The following is a 16,426-nucleotide window of genomic DNA, read 5'->3' as shown; positions in this document are numbered from 1 at the left end:
TCCGGCGGCTTAACGTCTTCAATGGCGCACGAGCCATTCAGGACCACGGACGATGAGCCAACCGTCACAATTCAAATTACTTGGAACCCGGCGCTTCCTGCCGTTTTTCATTACCCAGTCCCTCGGGGCATTCAACGACAACATTTTCAAGCAGTCGCTGATCCTGGCGATCCTCTACAAATTGAGCATCACCGGGGATCGCTCCATCTGGGTCAATCTCTGCGCGCTGCTGTTCATTTTGCCGTTCTTTCTGTTCTCGGCCCTGGCCGGGCAGTTCGGCGAGAAGTACGCCAAGGATGCGCTGATCCGCCTGATCAAGCTGGGCGAAATCGCCATTATGGTGGTGGCCGCTCTGGGCTTTCTGTTCGATCACCTGTGGCTGATGCTGGTGGCGCTGTTTGCCATGGGCACCCATTCGTCGCTGTTCGGCCCGGTGAAGTATTCGATCCTGCCCCAGCACCTGCGTGAAGAGGAGCTGGTGGGCGGCAATGGTCTGGTGGAGATGGGCACCTTCCTGGCGATTCTGGCGGGGACCATTGGCGCCGGGATCATGATGTCGTCCGGGCACTACGCGCCGATTGTCGCCACGGCGATGATTCTGACCGCTGGCCTGGGCTACGTCGCCAGTCGCAGCATTCCTCGCGCTGCGGCTGCTGCGCCGGAGATGGTCCTCAACTGGAATATCTTCAGCCAGTCCTGGGCGACCCTGCGCATGGGCCTGGGGCAGACCCCTGCGGTGTCGCGCTCGATTGTCGGCAACTCGTGGTTCTGGTTTGTCGGGGCGATTTATCTGACGCAGATTCCGGCCTACGCCAAAGAGTGGCTCTATGGCGATGAGACCGTGGTCACCCTGATTCTCACCGTGTTCTCCATCGGTATCGCGGCCGGCTCCATGCTCTGCGAGCGGCTGTCGGGGCACAAGGTGGAAATCGGCCTGGTGCCTTTTGGCTCGTTCGGCCTGACCGTTTTCGGCCTGCTGCTGTGGTGGCATTCCGGTGCGCTGCCGCAGGACGCGCTGGCCTATGACTGGCTGACTCTGCTCGGCCACGGCCAAGCCTGGTGGGTGCTGTTTGACATCATGGGCTTGGGCCTGTTTGGCGGCTTCTATATCGTGCCGCTGTATGCGCTGATCCAGTCGCGCACCCCGGAGAACCAGCGTTCCCGGGTGATTGCCGCGAACAACATCCTCAATGCCCTGTTCATGGTGATCTCGGCGCTGTTCTCCATCGTCTTCCTCAGCCTGCTCAAACTGCCGATTCCGGAGCTGTTTCTGGTGGTGTCGCTGATGAACATCGCGGTCAACACCTACATCTTCAAGATCGTCCCCGAGTTCACCATGCGTTTCATGATCTGGCTGCTCAGCCATTCCATGTACCGCGTCGAACACCGTGAGCTGGAGCGGATTCCCGATGAAGGCGCGGCGCTGCTGGTCTGCAACCATGTGTCTTTCGTCGATGCCTTGTTGATTACCGGCGCAGTGCGTCGGCCGATTCGCTTTGTCATGTACTACAAGATCTACAACCTGCCGGTGCTCAACTTTATCTTCCGTACCGCCGGAGCCATTCCGATTGCCGGGCGCAGCGAGGACATCAAGGTCTTCGAGCGCGCATTCGAGCGCATCGGCCAGTACCTGCGCGACGGTGAACTGGTGTGCATCTTCCCGGAAGGCAAGTTGACCGCCGATGGCGAGATCGACGAATTCAAGGGCGGCATGACGCGGATTCTCAAAGAGACGCCGGTGCCGGTGATTCCCCTGGCGTTGCAGGGGCTGTGGGGCAGCTTCTTCAGTCGTGATCCGCAGAAGGGCTTGTTCCGCCGCTTCTGGTCACGGGTCACGGTGGTGGCGGGGGCGCCGCTGGAAGGCGAGGATGCGGTGCCGGCCAGTGCCCGGGAGCGGGTGGCGGCGTTGCGTGGGGATGTGCGCTAGCAACAAATTTATGATTTGAAACAGGGTTTTGTGGGACCGGCTTCAGCCGGGAAGCCGTCCTTCCTGGCCAAGCAAATGCAGTGTCTGTGCCAGCCCTTTCCCGGCTAAAGCCGGTCCCACATAAAACCACTTCCGCAGGGACTCAGCTCAAGACAGGCTTGTCTTCGCTCACTACCGCATCAGGCTCCATCTTCCTGAAGTACGTCGACAGCAACGCCCCGGAGATATTGTGCCAGACGCTGAACAGCGCGCTCGGTACTGCCGCCAGGGGCGAGAAGTGGGCGCTGGCCAGGGCGGCGCCGAGGCCGGAGTTCTGCATGCCGACTTCCAGGGACAGCGACTTGCGCTGGGCCAGGGGCAGCTTGAACAGCTTGCCGGTGAAGTAACCCAGCAGGAAACCGAAGCTGTTGTGCAGGATCACCACGGCCATGATCAGCAGGCCGGATTCGGCGATCTTCGCCTGACTGGCGGCGACCACTGCGCAGACGATCATGACGATGCTCACCACCGAGATCAGTGGCAGGACGTCCACCGCGTAGCTGACTTTTTGCCCCAATACGCGCTGGGCTATTACGCCGAGGACGATCGGCAGCATGACCAGTTGCAGGATCGACCAGAACATTTCCATGAAGGACACCGGCAGCCAGGCCGAGGCCAGCAGCCAGATCAATGCCGGGGTCAGCAATGGCGCGAGCAGGGTGGTGACGGCGGCGATGGCCACTGACAGCGCCAGATCGCCCTTGGCCAGCCAGGTCATTACATTGGACGAGGTGCCGCTTGGGCAGCAGCCGACCAGAATCACACCCACGGCGATTTCCGGCGGCAGGTGGAACAGCTGGCACAGCAGCCAGGCCACGCCCGGCATGATCACGAAGTGGGCGACGACGCCCAGGGCCACGCGCCAGGGATGGCGCACGACCTCAGAGAAATCTTCGAGCTTGAGGGTCAGGCCCATGCCGAACATGACCAGGCCCAACAGGGGCACGATCAGGGGCTTGAGGACGATGAACCCGCTCGGGAACAGGAACGCCAGGACAGCGAACAACAGCACCCAGTATGCAAAGGTATTACCGACAAAACGACTCAATGCAGCCAGGGCACGCATGGCTCGCTCCTTTTATTTATTGTTGAGGCAGGTGTAGGTGGGACCGGCTTTAGCCGGGAAGGCAACATGGCAGATGATAGAAATGTATCGATCATGCCTGCGTCTTCCCGGCTAAAGCCGGTCCCACATGATTGGTGCGTGTTCGCTGGTCAGATCCCCTGGGGAATCTCCTCGCCACCCAGGGCTTCGAACAGCTCCGGCAGGAACTCGCCGAAGGTCAGCATCATCAGGGTGAAGCTGGCGTCGAGTTGGCCCAGGGCTTCTTCGCCACCGTCCTGTTCGGCCTGATCCTGCAGCAGGTCTTCGAACTTCAGGCGCTTGACCACCATTTTGTCGTCGAGCACGAAGGACAGTTTGTCCATCCACGCCAAGGACAGCTGGGTCACCACTTTGCCGGTGCTCAGGTGCAGCTGGATCTCGTCGCTGGTCAGGTCCTGGCGCTTGCAGCGGACGATGCCGCCATCTTCGTGGGTGTCGCGCAGCTCGCATTCGTCGAGGACGAAGAAGTTGTCGGCCGCTTTCTGGGTCTTGACCCAGTCGGTCATGATCGCGGTTGGCGCGGTCTTGACGGTCAGCGGCCGCACCGGCAGCGTGCCGATCACTTCACGCAGGGTCGACAGCAGGTCTTCGGCGCGCTTGGGGCTGGCGCTGTTGACCAGGATCAGGCCCTGTTTCGGCGCGATGGCGGCGAAGGTGGACGAGCGACGAATAAAGGCACGGGGCAGGAAGGCCTGGATAATTTCATCCTTGAGCTGATCGCGCTCCTTCTTATAGACCTTGCGCATCTGCTCGGCTTCGATCTCCTCGACCTTCTCTTTAAGGGCATCGCGCACGACGCTGCCGGGCAGGATGCGTTCTTCTTTACGCGCCGCGATCAGCAGGAAGTCGCCGCTGACGTGAACCAGTGGAGCGTCAGCGCCTTTACCGAAAGGGGCGACGAAACCGTAAGTGGTCAACTCCTGGCTGGCACAGGGGCGCGCCAGTTTGGTCGCCAGTGCAGTTTCCAGCGCCTCGGCGTCGAACGGCAGATCCTGGGTCAGGCGATAGACAAGCAGGTTTTTGAACCACATGAGGTATGTCTCTCCTTCTATACAAAGGGGGGCATTATTAGCTGCCCGGACCCTGCGGCCAACCCTGCGCTAAGCCTTTGGAAGGATTATAAAATTTATTTCAAAAAGTGCTTGCCAGAGGTGAGGTCGCTCCGTAGAATGCGCGCCACACCGAGAGACATGGGTGATTAGCTCAGCCGGGAGAGCAGCTGCCTTACAAGCAGCGGGTCGGCGGTTCGATCCCGTCATCACCCACCACTCGATGTAAAAGGTGTTACGCGCAGCGGTAGTTCAGTCGGTTAGAATACCGGCCTGTCACGCCGGGGGTCGCGGGTTCGAGTCCCGTCCGCTGCGCCATATTGAGATACGAGGCCCTTGAACTCCTCGTATCGACCAGAGAAGCGACCCTAGGGTCGCTTTTTTGTTGCCTGCGATTTTTATCGCAAGATCCCATTTGTGCCGATATTGATCCAGATCCGGCAGCGCGCCGACTTCTCAAGTCAAATCAAGCGATTAACGGGCCTGCGGCATTTCGAACAGTCGTTTGATGGAATTATTGAGCTACTGTTTCGCGCTATCTGCAATAAAGTCGTGGTATGTAGTGCCGCAAGACCCAGTAAACTTCGCTGCGGATTTCTTCTGGACCCTGCCATGAATCTTTCGGACGCCACCCTGGTATTGCTGCTGGCCGCGCGTATCCATGGAACAGACGACGCTGTGCGTGCCTCGGCGCGGCGTTGCATGGAACAACTTCCCAATGACCTGCGCGATGTCATGCGCCAGGTCATCGCCAGCCCCCAACCCCTGCAATCGGCAAGAGACCTGGCGCGCACGCTGGAAGGCTGAAGCCATTGCCCTCGACGGTCATGCCGACTCTGTTTGGGTCGTGCGTTGATCGAATGCCTGCTGTGCCTGTTCGACCTGCTGTTTGTGCTGCTCGGTCCAGGCGTAGAGCATCTGGAAGGGCGCCTTCAGGCTCTGGCCCAAGGGCGTGATGCTGTATTCGACCGCAATCGGTGAGTCGGTAATGACCCGGCGGGCGATCATGCCATTGCGTTCCAGGCGTCGCAGGGTCTGGGTCAGAGACTTTTGCGTGATGCCCTCCAGCCGACGGCGGATGACGTTGAAGCGCGTGGGCGAGGCGCACAGCGCGGCAATCACCAGGATCGACCATTTATCGGCGATCTGGTCCAGCAGCAGGCGGCTGGAGCAGTTGGCGTGAAAGACCGGTGGTTGCTGGGCGTCAGCAGTTTCCTCGTGGATACCTGGTTTCATAAAAGTGCCTGATTGATATTAAGTATCCGGAAGATACCATAGCGCCTTCACGAAATTGGAGCGTCCTGGTATGACCGCACAAAATGTCGCTGCACTGTTCCAGCCTTTCCAGGTGAAATCCCTGGCGTTGAAGAACCGTATTGTCATGGCGCCGATGACCCGCTCCTTCGCCCCCGAAGGCGTGCCGGACAGCAATATTGCCGCTTACTATCGGCGTCGTGCCGAGGCTGATGTCGGCCTGATCCTCTCTGAAGGCACGGTGATCAATCGTCCGGCTGCGCGCAATCAGCCGGGTATTCCGTTCTTTCACGGCGAAGCGGCCCTGGCCGGCTGGCAGCAGGTCATCAATGGCGTGCACGCCGCAGGTGGCAAGATGGGTCCGCAGATCTGGCACACGGGCTCTGTGCCGAGCACCCAGACTGACTGGGTGCCGGACAGCCCGGTAGAAAGCCCGTCGGGTCTGGTCGCCCCTGGCACGCCTCGTGGCGAGATCATGAGTGACAACGCCATTGCCGACACCATCGCCGCGTTCGCCCAAGCCGCCCTGGATGCCAAGACCCTGGGTTTCGACACCGTGGAAATTCACGGCGCCCACGGTTACCTGATCGACCAGTTCTTCTGGGAAGGCACCAACCTGCGCACCGATGCGTTCGGTGGCGCGACTCTCAAGCAGCGTTCGCGTTTTGCCGCTGAAGTGGTCAAGGCTATCCGCCAGGCCGTCGGCCCTGAATTCCCGTTGATCCTGCGGGTCAGCCAGTGGAAGCAACAGGACTTCACCTCGCGCCTGGCCACCACGCCGGACGCGATGACCGACTGGCTGTTGCCGTTGGTAGAAGCGGGTGTCGACGTGCTGCACTGCTCGCAACGGCGTTTCTGGGAAGCGGAATTTCCGGAACTCGACGGCGAGCAAGGGCTGAATTTCGCCGGTTGGGCGAAAAAACTCACTGGCGCAGCGACCATCAGCGTCGGTTCGGTCGGCCTGTCCGGCGATTTCGTCGATACCTTTACCACCGGCCAGTCTTCTTCGCCTGCCAGCCTGGACAATCTGGTCCAGCGCCTGGAGCGCAATGAATTTGACCTGATCGCCGTCGGCCGCGCGCTGCTGAGCGACCCGCGCTGGGTCAGCAAAGTGCGGGGCGGCGACAGCGCCAGCCTCGAGGACTTCACCGTAGCGGCACTGGGCCAGTTGGTCTGATCCGCAGGCGACAGGGTCATCGACCCTGTCGCTCACCGGGCCGCAACATGCGACAGCGGGTCGCAGGCGAGCAGGGCGGATGACTGAACCCCGACTGAACGGCGGGGCAACTGTCCGGGAAAACCTTTGGATACCTGAACTTATCTACCTTTTTCCTCTCTGATGCCGGTAGCCATTGGTCGCGGCGGACTGATAAGCTCGCGGCTTTACTCGTTTGCCCTATTGGCGCATGAACAAGGAAACAGCATGAAACAGCATCGGTTGGCAGCGGCGATTGCCCTGGTCGGTCTGGTACTCGCGGGTTGTGACAAGCAGGCCAGCACCGTTGAGCTGAAAACCCCGGCACAAAAAGCGTCTTATGGCATCGGCCTGAACATGGGCAAGAGCCTGGCTCAGGAAGGCATGGACGATCTCGATTCCAAGGCTGTAGCCCTGGGTATCGAAGACGCCATCGGCAAGAAAGAACAGAAACTCAAAGACGAAGACCTGGTTGCTGCTTTCGCCGCGCTGCAAAAGCGTGCTGAAGAGCGCCTGACCAAGATGAGCGAAGAGTCGGCAGCCGCCGGCAAGAAATTCCTCGCAGACAACGCCAAGAAAGCCGGTGTAACCACCACGGCTTCGGGCCTGCAATATGAAATCGTCAAAAAAGCCGACGGTCCACAGCCTAAGCCGACTGACGTCGTCACCGTTCACTACGAAGGCAAGCTGATCGATGGCAAGGTCTTCGACAGCTCGGTTGAACGTGGCAGCCCGATCGATCTGCCGGTCAGCGGCGTGATTCCAGGTTGGGTCGAAGGCCTGCAACTGATGCACGTAGGCGAGAAGATCAAGCTCTACATCCCGAGTGAACTGGCTTACGGCGCACAAAGCCCGAGCCCGATGATCCCGGCCAACTCGGTTCTGGTCTTCGACCTGGAGCTGCTGGGCATCAAAGACCCGGCAGCCGCTCCGGCTCCAGGCGCCGATGCTGATGAAGAAGCAGCCCCGGCTGCCGACGCTCCAGCCAAGAAGTAAGCGTTCTACCGGCTACAAGACAACGCCCCGTTTCGACGGGGCGTTGTCGTTTTTGTCGAACGCAGTCGAACGGATGAGGGGGCGGGCAGTCCCAACTAGCAGATAACGACTTTCGAATGAGCGAGATTGTTAGACGATCCGGTCAAGCGGTGGATAAACGCTGTGGGTAACTTCTGAACAAGCCTAAGTCAACGAATTTATGGGATTTTTTTATGTGAGTAAAAAATGCCCGATTTAAGTCCGGGCCCTGTAGGACGGGGGTTCTGGCGTTTTATTACGCTGCTGTTCACAAGGTTATCCACAGGATGTGTGGATAACCTTGTCATGGAAAAATGAACGACCATGGGATCGCCCGTAGGACCGGCTTCAGCCGGGAGGGCGATCTCGCCGCTAAAGCTGCTCCTACGGATGATTCAATTAGATCGCCTACACATTCTGGTTTTCAGAGGGCACGGAACATGAAAGCACCATGGAATATCCTGCGCTATCTACCCATGGCCCGTCGTCTGATGGCGGCCGGGCGCTTGCCGGGCCTGTTATTTGCCGTGGCGCGCAAGGGCGCCAGCGAAGGCAGTCGCTTGGGCAAGCTCAAGGAAGATCTGCGTCTGTTACAGGCTCTGTGCCTGGCCTATTGGCGGGGTGAGTACCGTGCCATCAGCCCGAAGGCGATTCTCTCGGTAGTGGCGGGGCTGATGTACTTTCTCAGCCCTCTGGACGCCATTCCTGACTGGATTCCCGGCATCGGCATGCTCGACGATATTGCCGTCCTGGCCTGGGTCATGAAAAGCCTTGAGACCGAACTGGATGCCTTCCGCGCCTGGCGAGCCCGGCAGGTCCCGGAAAAGCTCGCGGTGGTCGAGCGCCTGCCGGCCAACCAGGCTTTACTTGAGCAGGAAAAGTCCAAGGATTTGCCCCATAGCGGCGACTAGACGTGTTCATGGCAAGTAAGTACAGGCGTACCGCCCCCGAGCGCTGTTAAGATGCCGGTACATGGATATGCCTAATTGCACAGTTGTTGGGGGTTGTATGGATCTTCAGGTCATTTCTCGTGATGGAGAGCCAGAATACGCGGTGTTGCCATGGGCGCAGTACCAGGCCTTGCTCAAGGCCGCCGGTCTCGCCTCTGCGCCAACACCACAGGCTGCGGTCGCCGCTACCGAAGGCGAACTGCCCGGCTTCGAACAACTTGGCGCCCTGCGCACTGCCAAGGGCCTGGAGCTTGCTCAATTGGCCCGTACCGTCGGTATCAGCCCTTCCTATCTGCAAATGATCGAAAGCGGTGAGCGTCAACCGGACGCCGCTATTCGCCGCAGTCTGGCCTGGGAGTTGGGCGTGGCGGGCTGGAGGGACACGCCATGAGCGTGCGCATCAGCCGCCAGCATTGGGACGCGCTGTTGACGGAGCTGGACCAGGCGCGCCGCCAGCGTCATCTGCTGACCTACCGCGCGCTGCTTGAACGCCTGCAACTACCCAGTCCGGCTATGCAGACCCTGACCGCAGCCCTTGAACACCTGGCCGCACTGGATGCCCGCGCCGAACAGCCACTGCGCAGCTCCCTGGTGATCAGCCAGGGCGCCAGTCGGTTGCCGCGTACCGGTTTCTTCGAATGTGCCGAACGCCTGGGACGCTTTTCCGGGCCGTCCGATGGCGTCGCTGCGGCGTCGTGGCATGCTTCGGAAGTGGTGCGGGTATTCGAGTTCAGTTATCCGGTGGCGCAGTAGCACTCGTTCGCCTGATTGAACTGGAATACCTTGTAGGACCGGCTTTAGCCGGGAGAGCGCTCTCGCGGCTAAAGCCGCTCCTACAGTCCCCTACCCGCAGCCCCTTACCGGGTCTGTGTCAGATCCACATCCCGCAGATCAATCACATGCACACTCGCCCCCGGTACATCCTTGGCGTAATGCTTGGCCTGTGAAGCCAGCTCGGCCAACTGGCTGGCATCGACCAGAGTGCAGGCTTCCGGGCGCAGGTGCACCACGCCGATGGACAAGGACAGCAAGGGAAACTCCTGACGCTGGCCCTGGCGGTTCAGGGCGATGAAGCAGCCCGCTTCCAGGTGTTCGGCGCGGTAGAAGCGCCGACACTGATTCTGGAAGTCTTCCAGCAGGTAGTTCAGGCGTTTGCTCCAGTCGTCCGAGCCCAGCACCATGAGAAAGTCATCGCCGCCGATATGGCCGACGAAATCGCGGCTGGGGTCGATGCGGTCGTTCAGACACTGGGCCAGGCACAGCAGCACTTCATCGCCGCGGCCGTAGCCGTAGATATCGTTGAACGGCTTGAAGCTGTCGATATCCACGTAGCAGATCATCGACTCGCGCCCTTGTTGCAGCAGGCGCGTCAGGCACTGCTGAATCGGCACGTTGCCGGGCAGCAGGGTCAGCGGGTTGGCGTAGCGGGCCTGCTGGATCTTGAGTTCGGTGATCAGTTTGAGCACGTCGATCACCCGCCCCAGGCCCAGGTAGGCGCCATTGAGCGTGATGATGAAGTCCTCTTCGATGCGTTGCCGGGCGCGGCTGGTGATAAGGCGGCTGACCTGTTGCAGTGACTGATTCAGTTCCACGGCAAGGAAATCGTCGCTCATCAGGCGGCTGATCGGCTTGCGCGCGAACAGTTCGGTGGCGAAGGGTTGCAGCAGCACATCGGACAGCGAATGCCGATGCACGATACCGACCGGTTGTGATTGTTCGTCCAGCACCGCCAGGGAATTGAGATTGGCCTGCTTGCGGAAGGCTTCGAGGACGTTGGCGGTAGGTGTTGTCTGGTCCACGGCGGGCTGTTCGCTCAGCAGGGCGCTGAGATCGGCGCTTTCGTCGGCCATGATCGGCGAACCGAGGGGCTCAAGTCTGGACAGCATGACCCGCGCATCCCGCGGCGGCAGCTCCTGGGGGCGGCAGAGCAGATAGCCCTGAACCAGGTCCACGCCCATGTCGATCAGCACCGCCAGTTCTTCCGGCAACTCGATGCCCTCGGCAATCACCAGTGCCCGGGAGGCCTTGGCCATTTGCAGTATGGAGCCGACGAACTCGCGCTTGACCGCGTCCTGATGGATGCCGTCGATGAAGTGGCGGTCGATCTTTACATAGTCGGGGCGCAGCTCTGACCACAGGCGCAGGCTCGAGTAGCCCGCACCGAGGTCGTCCAGGGCGATGGAGAAACCCATGTCGCGATAGTGGTGCAGCGCGTTGTAGAGCAGCTCGAAGTCATCGGTGGGGGTCTGCTCGGTCAGCTCGATCACTACGTTCTTCGGCGCGATGCCGTAGCGTTGCAGCAGTTGCAGGGTGCGACCCGGCGGGTGCGAGGCTTCGAGCAGGGATTCGGGGGAGATGTTGAGGAACAGCTTGCCGTCCAGATTCTGCTCGGCGAAACGGCGGCAGGCGCTTTCCCGACAGGCCAGTTCCAGCTCGCTCAAGCGTCCGGCCTGACGCGCTACGGCGAACAGGCTGACAGGTGAATGCAGGGAGCTGTTGGATGGACCGCGAGTCAATGCTTCGTAGCCGAGGATGCGGCGTTCCGACAGTGAAACGATAGGCTGGAACAGGCTGGATAGATCACGTTGAGCCAGAATTGAACTCAAGGCGCTCAGCTGTTCGGTCACGGTCATGGCAATCTCGGGTCAAAAAAAGGGGCTGGGCGATCAAGCCGCCCAGCCCCGTTATTTCACGACAGATTCATGACTGTTTGATGACGAAAGATTCTCCGTCATCGGTTTCGGCCTTTATTTGTTGGCCACAGACGAGTTCAAGCCGAGATAATCGATCAGGATTCGCCCGGTTTCCGACAGGTAGGCGTCGTCTTCCGGTTTGGTCTTGGAATCGTCCGGTGGCAGCGCGTCTTCGTCTTCCTTCTTGAGTTCCTTGAGTGGGGCTTCACCCTTGGCCTTGCGGCGGGTGTTTTCCATCACCAGTTGCTCGTTTTCGATGCGGGCGTGTTCGGCGCGACGATCGGCTTCGTTGAGGCTGACGGTTTTTTCACTCATCAGCTTTTTGGCCAAGGCCAGTTTCTCTTCGACGAAGACAAACTCGGCGTCCTTGGCCGAACGGGCGTCGTGACGGGCCTGCAACTGCGCCAGGAACGGCTTGAACGGATCGACTACGGGCTTGATGGCCGGTTTGATCGTGTCGTAGGCCATGGCCTCAGGCAGGGCGCTCTCGCCGATTTCCTTGGTGTCGATGATCGACGGGTAGGAAATGTCCGGCAGTACGCCCTGATGCTGGGTGCTCTGGCCGGAGACGCGGTAGAACTTGGCCAGGGTCAGCTTCAGCTCGCCATGGTTCAGCGGCTGAATGGTTTGCACGGTGCCTTTGCCGAAGGTCTGGCCGCCGATGATCAACGCGCGGTGGTAGTCCTGCATGGCGCCGGCGAAAATCTCCGAGGCCGAGGCCGAGAGGCGGTTGACCAGCAGAGCCATCGGGCCTTTGTAGAAGGCGCCGCTGTCTTCGTCTTCGAGAACGTCGACCTTGCCGTCGGCGTTACGCACCAGCACGGTCGGGCCCTTGTCGATGAACAGGCTGGTCAGCTCGGTGGCTTCCTGCAAAGAACCACCGCCGTTGTTGCGCAGATCCAGGACCACGCCATCGACCTTCTCGGCCTGCAGTTCGGTCAGCAGTTTCTTCACGTCGCGTGTGGTGCTCTTGTACTCAGGATCGCCGGCACGGTAGGCCTTGAAGTCCAGGTAGAAAGCCGGGATGTCGATCACGCCAAGCTTGTAGTCACGGCCGTCCTGGTTCAGGTGCAGGATGGATTTCTTCGCCGCCTGCTCTTCAAGCTTCACCGCTTCACGGGTGATCGGCACGATTTTGCTGGTCTGGTCGTTCGGCGCATTGCTGGCCGGGATCACTTCCAGGCGGACCACCGAGCCTTTCGGACCGCGGATCAGCTTGACCACTTCATCCAGGCGCCAGCCGATTACGTCGACCATTTCCTTGTCGCCCTGGGCGACACCGACGATCTTGTCGGCAGGTGCAACCTGCTTGGTCTTGTCGGCGGGGCCGGCCGGAACCAGGCGCACGATCTTGACGTTGTCGTTGTCGCTTTGCAGCACGGCACCGATACCTTCGAGCGACAGGCTCATGTTGATATCGAAGTTTTCCGCGCTTTCGGGCGACAGGTAATTGGTATGCGGGTCGTAGGACATCGCAAAGGTGTTGATGTACGCCTGGAAGATATCCTCGGCACGGGTCTGGGACAGACGCGCCAATTGATTCTTGTAGCGCTTGGTCAGGGTTTCCTGGATTTTCGCCGGGTCTTTGCCAGCGATCTTCAGGCGCAACACCTCATCCTTGACCCGCTTGCGCCACAGGTCGTCCAGCTCGGCTTCGTTCTTCGGCCAGGCGGCGTCCTTGCGTTCGATCAGCAGGGTTTCGTGGGTGTTGAGGTCGATCTTGTCGACACCCTTGCTCAACTCGGCCAGGGCGAAGTCCAGACGCGACTTGATGCGGTCCAGATAACGCTTGTAGATGGTGAAGCCGGGGTTCAGGTCGCCGCTCTTGAGGAAGTCGTCGAACTGAGTCTGCCACTTGTCGAACTCGGCGATATCGCTGGCCAGGAAATAGCTGCGTGCCGGGTCGAGCAGCTTCAGGTAGCTCTGGTAGATGATCACCGAGCGCTTGTCGTCCAGCGGCGGCTTGCTGTAGTGGTGCCGTTTGAGCAGCTCGACGATGTTCAGGCTGGCAATGGTTTCATCGCGGTCAGGCTGAAGATTATCCCAGCTGTTGGCGGCAAAAGTGCTGGCGGACATTGGCAGGACGCTGAGGCCGATGACAAGGGCGAGGGCGCTGCTTGGGAGAAAATGCTTCATGCCGATTCGACGCGGGGACAATTGATAACGCATATTAGGCCGTCTTTGAAGTCGCCGGCTCCGTCGGATCCGGTCGCATAATGCAAAAAGCCCGGTCGTTTACTAGCTCCGGGCTCAGTCCAGACTCACTATGGAGGCACTGTGAAGGCATTGCAAGGCGTTGACGGTCATGTGGAATGGGTCGAGGAGCCGAGTCCGGCCCTTGATGTGGGTCAGGTTCGGATCAAGGTGGCCGCTGCCGGTTTGAATCGCGCCGATTTATTGCAGCGTGCGGGGCTGTATCCGCCGCCGCCGGGCGTGACGCAGATCCTCGGCATGGAGTGCTCCGGGGTAATTGCCGAAGTCGGTTCCGGCACGGCCTGGCAGGTCGGCGACCGCGTCTGTGCGCTGGTTGCGGGTGGCGCCATGGCTGAGGAAGTGGTGGTCGATGCACGTCATGTGCTGGCGGTGCCCGAGGGCATCAGCCTGGCTGAAGCAGCGGGGATCCCTGAAGTTTATGCCACGGCCTGGCTGAATCTGTTCCAGCTGGCAGGCCTCAAGCCCGGTGAAAAAGTTTTGCTGCACGCCGGCGCAAGTGGCGTTGGTTCAGCCGGTATTCAGCTGTGCAAGGCCTTTGGCAACCCGGTCTGGGTCAGCGTCGGTTCGGCCGAGCGTCTGGCTTACTGTGAAGCGCTGGGCGCCCAGGGCGGGGTGATCCGTGACGAGAGTCTGGACAGCCTCAGCGACTTCGCGCCTTTCGACGTCGTGCTCGACCCGGTCGGCGCCAACTATGCCGCGCTGAACCTCAAGGTGCTGGGTGTCGACGGGCGCCTGGTGCTGATCGGTTTGATGGGCGGGCGCAAGGCCGAGCTGGATTTTGCCCAAGTACTGGGCAAGCGCATTCAGATTCTCGGCTCGACCCTGCGCAGCCGCAGCGATCAGTTCAAGGCCGATCTATTGAGCGATCTGGGTCAGCACGTCTGGCCGCTGTTCAGCGAAGGCCGCCTGAGCCCGCAACTGGCCAGAACCTTCGCCATCACCGACGCCGAAGCGGCGTTTGCCGAGCTTGCGACCAATCAGGTGTCGGGCAAGGTGGTGTTGGTGATTGATGACAGTCTGATCTGATAGACAGACCGTTGGAGCGACGCTTGCCCGCGAACCATGCGGTGCGGGATGTCAGCCATATCGTGTCGTGCCCTTCGCGGGCAAGCCTCGCTCCAACGTTGGATTGCGGGTTATTTCCAGCTATGCACCGGCCAGCCGTTCTTTTCTGCGTGTTCGCGCAGCACCGGATCCGGATTGACCACTTGCGGGTGATCGACCTTGAGCAACAGCGGCAGGTCGTTGCGCGAGTCGGAATAGAAAAACGCGCCTTCGAGATTTTCCCCTTCCTTGTCCAGCCACTCCAGCAGGCGGGTGACCTTGCCGTCGCGGTAGGTCAGCACGCCTTCGGTGGCGCCGCTGTAGACGCCGTTGATCACCTGCAGGTCGATGGCCAGTACTTCATCGACGCCGATGCGTGCGGCGATGGCCTGGACCAGATGCACGCCCGAGGCCGAGATCACCAGGATACGGTCGCCATTGGCTCGGTGTCTGGCGATGCAGGTGCAGGCTTCGCTGTAGATGATCGGTTCGATGAAGTCCTCGACCCAGGGCTCGACCAGATGATCGATCTCTTCCGGCGTGCGCCCGGCCATGGGCTCCAGGGCGAAGGTCATGTAGTCCTCCATCGCCAGTTCGCCCTTGCTGTAGGCGTCCATCAGCTCGTTGTTGCGCTGCATGAATGACGCGGGATCGACCCAGCCCAGGCGTCCCATCTGTTCGGCCCACAGGGTGGCGCAGTCGCCACCGATGAGGGTTTCGTCCAGGTCAAAAATGGCTAGTGACATAGCGTGTTTCCTTAAATCATCTCTGTTCAGGCGGGAGCGAGCTTGGTGAGAGTCAATGTCTGTGGGAGCGAATTCATTCGCGAAGAGGTCGGTGCATCCAATACATCTGCATCGTTTGGAATAGCGCATTCGCGAATGAATTCGCTCCCACAATTCGCTGCCACAGAACTCGCTCCCACCAGATCTGTTCCTGCCGTCGTGGGTTCTAGGCCACCGGGCAAAGGGCGGAGGGCTCAATATTAAGCGTCACTCGCCGCCCATCCGGGTGCAGATCATCCGCGCTGCGGTTGAGTACGTCGACCACTACTTCCACGCCACGGGCTTCGACCCGGTAGCGAATGACGTTGCCCAACAGGCTGTGGCTGCGTACTTCGCCTTCCAGGCTGCCGCTCAGGCTCAGTTGGATGGCTTCCGGGCGGATGGCCACGCGGCTGTTGATCGGCCGTTGCAGCAGGCGGCTGGCGTCGTCGGCGTCGAGCAGATTGTAGTTGCCGATAAAACCGGCGGCGAAGGCGTCCACCGGTGCGGTGTAGAGGGTTTCGGCGTCGCCGCTCTGGACGATGCGGCCCTGGTTCATCAGGAAGATGCGGTCCGACATGGTCAGCGCCTCTTCCTGATCGTGGGTCACGAAAATCGTGGTCAGGCCCAGTTCGCGCTGGATGGCGCGGATCTGTTCGCGCAAGTGTTTGCGAATCCGCGCATCGAGGGCCGACAGCGGCTCGTCGAGCAGCAGCAGGCGCGGGCGGGTGACCAAAGAGCGGGCAAGGGCCACGCGTTGGCACTGGCCGCCGGACATCTGGTGCGGATAGCGGCTGGAAAAGTCGGTCAGTTCGACCATCTTCAGCGCCTCGGCCACGCGCTTGTGGGTGTCGTCGCTGTTGATCTTCTGCATGCGCAGGCCGAAGGCGACGTTCTGCTCCACGGTCATGTTGGGGAACAGCGCGTAGCTCTGGAACACCATGCCGATATTGCGCTTCTGCGGGCTCAGGGGAACGATGTCCTGGCCGTCGAGAATGATCTTGCCGCTGTTGACCGACGTCAGCCCGGCGATGCAGCGCAGCAGGGTGGACTTGCCGCAGCCGGACGGGCCGAGCAGGGTGACGAATTCGCCCCGGCTGATGGTGCAGTTGATATCACTGAACACGGCCGTGCTGGCGTAGCTCTTTTGCAGGTTTTCAACGCTGACGTAACTCATC

General features: G+C 60.5%; 15 protein-coding genes and 2 tRNA genes. 10 read left to right on the top strand and 7 right to left on the bottom strand.

Annotated elements, in window-relative coordinates:
* Nucleotides 1–52 precede the first annotated feature (52 nt).
* Nucleotides 53–1,927, top strand: a complete 1,875-nt coding sequence (locus M2401_RS10830; protein WP_259102613.1) for an MFS transporter — start codon at nt 53–55, stop codon at nt 1,925–1,927.
* 142 nt (nt 1,928–2,069) lie between these two features.
* Here M2401_RS10830 and M2401_RS10825 read toward each other — a convergent pair whose 3' ends face one another.
* Nucleotides 2,070–3,032 (bottom strand): bile acid:sodium symporter family protein, encoded by a 963-nt coding sequence (locus tag M2401_RS10825; protein ID WP_259102612.1) that lies wholly within the window; start codon nt 3,030–3,032, stop codon nt 2,070–2,072.
* A 149-nt stretch (nt 3,033–3,181) separates the two neighbouring features.
* Nucleotides 3,182–4,102, bottom strand: coding sequence for a recombination-associated protein RdgC (gene rdgC, locus M2401_RS10820; RefSeq protein ID WP_259102611.1), 921 nt, complete (start codon nt 4,100–4,102; stop codon nt 3,182–3,184).
* 161 nt (nt 4,103–4,263) lie between these two features.
* Here rdgC and M2401_RS10815 point away from each other — a divergent pair.
* The 3 genes from M2401_RS10815 to M2401_RS10805 all read left to right on the top strand — a co-directional run bounded on the left by M2401_RS10815 (nt 4,264) and on the right by M2401_RS10805 (nt 4,927).
* A tRNA-Val gene (locus tag M2401_RS10815) sits at nt 4,264–4,339 on the top strand.
* A gap of 22 nt (nt 4,340–4,361) precedes the next feature.
* Nucleotides 4,362–4,438: transfer RNA gene (locus M2401_RS10810), tRNA-Asp, on the top strand.
* A 294-nt stretch (nt 4,439–4,732) separates the two neighbouring features.
* Nucleotides 4,733–4,927: a hypothetical protein gene (locus M2401_RS10805; RefSeq protein ID WP_259102609.1), complete on the top strand. Its 195-nt coding sequence runs from the start codon at nt 4,733–4,735 to the stop codon at nt 4,925–4,927.
* Nucleotides 4,928–4,945: 18 nt separating this feature from the next.
* Here the strand turns inward: M2401_RS10805 and M2401_RS10800 are convergent, their stop codons facing one another.
* Complete coding sequence (locus tag M2401_RS10800) at nt 4,946–5,356, bottom strand: helix-turn-helix domain-containing protein (RefSeq protein WP_259102608.1); 411 nt, start codon at nt 5,354–5,356, stop codon at nt 4,946–4,948.
* A gap of 70 nt (nt 5,357–5,426) precedes the next feature.
* On the opposite strand from M2401_RS10800, the gene M2401_RS10795 reads away from it, so the two are divergent.
* The 5 genes from M2401_RS10795 (at nt 5,427) to M2401_RS10775 (ending at nt 9,286) form a co-directional block, all read left to right on the top strand.
* On the top strand, nt 5,427–6,551 hold the full coding sequence (locus tag M2401_RS10795) for an NADH:flavin oxidoreductase (protein WP_259102605.1): 1,125 nt from the start codon (nt 5,427–5,429) through the stop codon (nt 6,549–6,551).
* Nucleotides 6,552–6,797: 246 nt separating this feature from the next.
* On the top strand, nt 6,798–7,565 hold the full coding sequence (locus M2401_RS10790; protein ID WP_259102604.1) for an FKBP-type peptidyl-prolyl cis-trans isomerase: 768 nt from the start codon (nt 6,798–6,800) through the stop codon (nt 7,563–7,565).
* 458 nt (nt 7,566–8,023) lie between these two features.
* Complete coding sequence (locus tag M2401_RS10785) at nt 8,024–8,494, top strand: YkvA family protein (protein ID WP_259102602.1); 471 nt, start codon at nt 8,024–8,026, stop codon at nt 8,492–8,494.
* Between the two features lie 97 nt (nt 8,495–8,591).
* A complete protein-coding gene (locus M2401_RS10780) occupies nt 8,592–8,924 on the top strand; it encodes a helix-turn-helix domain-containing protein (RefSeq protein WP_259102600.1) in 333 nt (110 codons plus the stop codon).
* Nucleotides 8,921–9,286, top strand: a complete 366-nt coding sequence (locus tag M2401_RS10775; RefSeq protein ID WP_259102598.1) for a hypothetical protein — start codon at nt 8,921–8,923, stop codon at nt 9,284–9,286. The genes M2401_RS10780 and M2401_RS10775 overlap by 4 nt, the downstream gene beginning before the upstream one ends.
* Nucleotides 9,287–9,390: 104 nt before the next feature.
* Here M2401_RS10775 and M2401_RS10770 read toward each other — a convergent pair whose 3' ends face one another.
* Entirely contained in the window at nt 9,391–11,166 is a 1,776-nt protein-coding gene (locus tag M2401_RS10770; RefSeq protein ID WP_259102597.1) for a bifunctional diguanylate cyclase/phosphodiesterase, read from the bottom strand.
* Between the two features lie 114 nt (nt 11,167–11,280).
* Nucleotides 11,281–13,362: a carboxy terminal-processing peptidase gene (locus tag M2401_RS10765; protein ID WP_259102596.1), complete on the bottom strand. Its 2,082-nt coding sequence runs from the start codon at nt 13,360–13,362 to the stop codon at nt 11,281–11,283.
* A gap of 141 nt (nt 13,363–13,503) precedes the next feature.
* Between M2401_RS10765 and M2401_RS10760 the strand changes: the two genes are divergently transcribed.
* Complete coding sequence (locus M2401_RS10760; protein WP_259102595.1) at nt 13,504–14,466, top strand: NAD(P)H-quinone oxidoreductase; 963 nt, start codon at nt 13,504–13,506, stop codon at nt 14,464–14,466.
* Between the two features lie 110 nt (nt 14,467–14,576).
* Here the strand turns inward: M2401_RS10760 and M2401_RS10755 are convergent, their stop codons facing one another.
* Nucleotides 14,577–15,230, bottom strand: coding sequence for an HAD family phosphatase (locus M2401_RS10755; protein ID WP_259102594.1), 654 nt, complete (start codon nt 15,228–15,230; stop codon nt 14,577–14,579).
* Nucleotides 15,231–15,435: 205 nt separating this feature from the next.
* Nucleotides 15,436–16,425 carry an ABC transporter ATP-binding protein gene (locus tag M2401_RS10750; protein WP_259102593.1) on the bottom strand — a complete coding sequence of 330 codons (990 nt, stop codon included), beginning with the start codon at nt 16,423–16,425 and terminating at the stop codon, nt 15,436–15,438.
* Nucleotide 16,426: the final 1 nt, after the last annotated feature.

Source organism: Pseudomonas sp. JUb42, assembly GCF_024807945.1.
Lineage (GTDB): Bacteria > Pseudomonadota > Gammaproteobacteria > Pseudomonadales > Pseudomonadaceae > Aquipseudomonas.
Note: the sequence above shows the minus strand (reverse complement) of the source record. Positions and strands in the feature narration are given on the sequence as shown.

Bases quoted from the DNA above. Each gene is read 5' to 3' on its own strand.
- M2401_RS10830 (WP_259102613.1), top strand. From the start codon at position 53: ATGAGCCAACCGTCACAATTCAAATTACTTGGAACCCGGCGCTTCCTG.
- M2401_RS10825 (WP_259102612.1), bottom strand. From the start codon at position 3,032: ATGCGTGCCCTGGCTGCATTGAGTCGTTTTGTCGGTAATACCTTTGCA.
- rdgC (WP_259102611.1), bottom strand. From the start codon at position 4,102: ATGTGGTTCAAAAACCTGCTTGTCTATCGCCTGACCCAGGATCTGCCG.
- M2401_RS10805 (WP_259102609.1), top strand. From the start codon at position 4,733: ATGAATCTTTCGGACGCCACCCTGGTATTGCTGCTGGCCGCGCGTATC.
- M2401_RS10800 (WP_259102608.1), bottom strand. From the start codon at position 5,356: ATGAAACCAGGTATCCACGAGGAAACTGCTGACGCCCAGCAACCACCG.
- M2401_RS10795 (WP_259102605.1), top strand. From the start codon at position 5,427: ATGACCGCACAAAATGTCGCTGCACTGTTCCAGCCTTTCCAGGTGAAA.
- M2401_RS10790 (WP_259102604.1), top strand. From the start codon at position 6,798: ATGAAACAGCATCGGTTGGCAGCGGCGATTGCCCTGGTCGGTCTGGTA.
- M2401_RS10785 (WP_259102602.1), top strand. From the start codon at position 8,024: ATGAAAGCACCATGGAATATCCTGCGCTATCTACCCATGGCCCGTCGT.
- M2401_RS10780 (WP_259102600.1), top strand. From the start codon at position 8,592: ATGGATCTTCAGGTCATTTCTCGTGATGGAGAGCCAGAATACGCGGTG.
- M2401_RS10775 (WP_259102598.1), top strand. From the start codon at position 8,921: ATGAGCGTGCGCATCAGCCGCCAGCATTGGGACGCGCTGTTGACGGAG.
- M2401_RS10770 (WP_259102597.1), bottom strand. From the start codon at position 11,166: ATGACCGTGACCGAACAGCTGAGCGCCTTGAGTTCAATTCTGGCTCAA.
- M2401_RS10765 (WP_259102596.1), bottom strand. From the start codon at position 13,362: ATGAAGCATTTTCTCCCAAGCAGCGCCCTCGCCCTTGTCATCGGCCTC.
- M2401_RS10755 (WP_259102594.1), bottom strand. From the start codon at position 15,230: ATGTCACTAGCCATTTTTGACCTGGACGAAACCCTCATCGGTGGCGAC.
- M2401_RS10750 (WP_259102593.1), bottom strand. From the start codon at position 16,425: ATGAGTTACGTCAGCGTTGAAAACCTGCAAAAGAGCTACGCCAGCACG.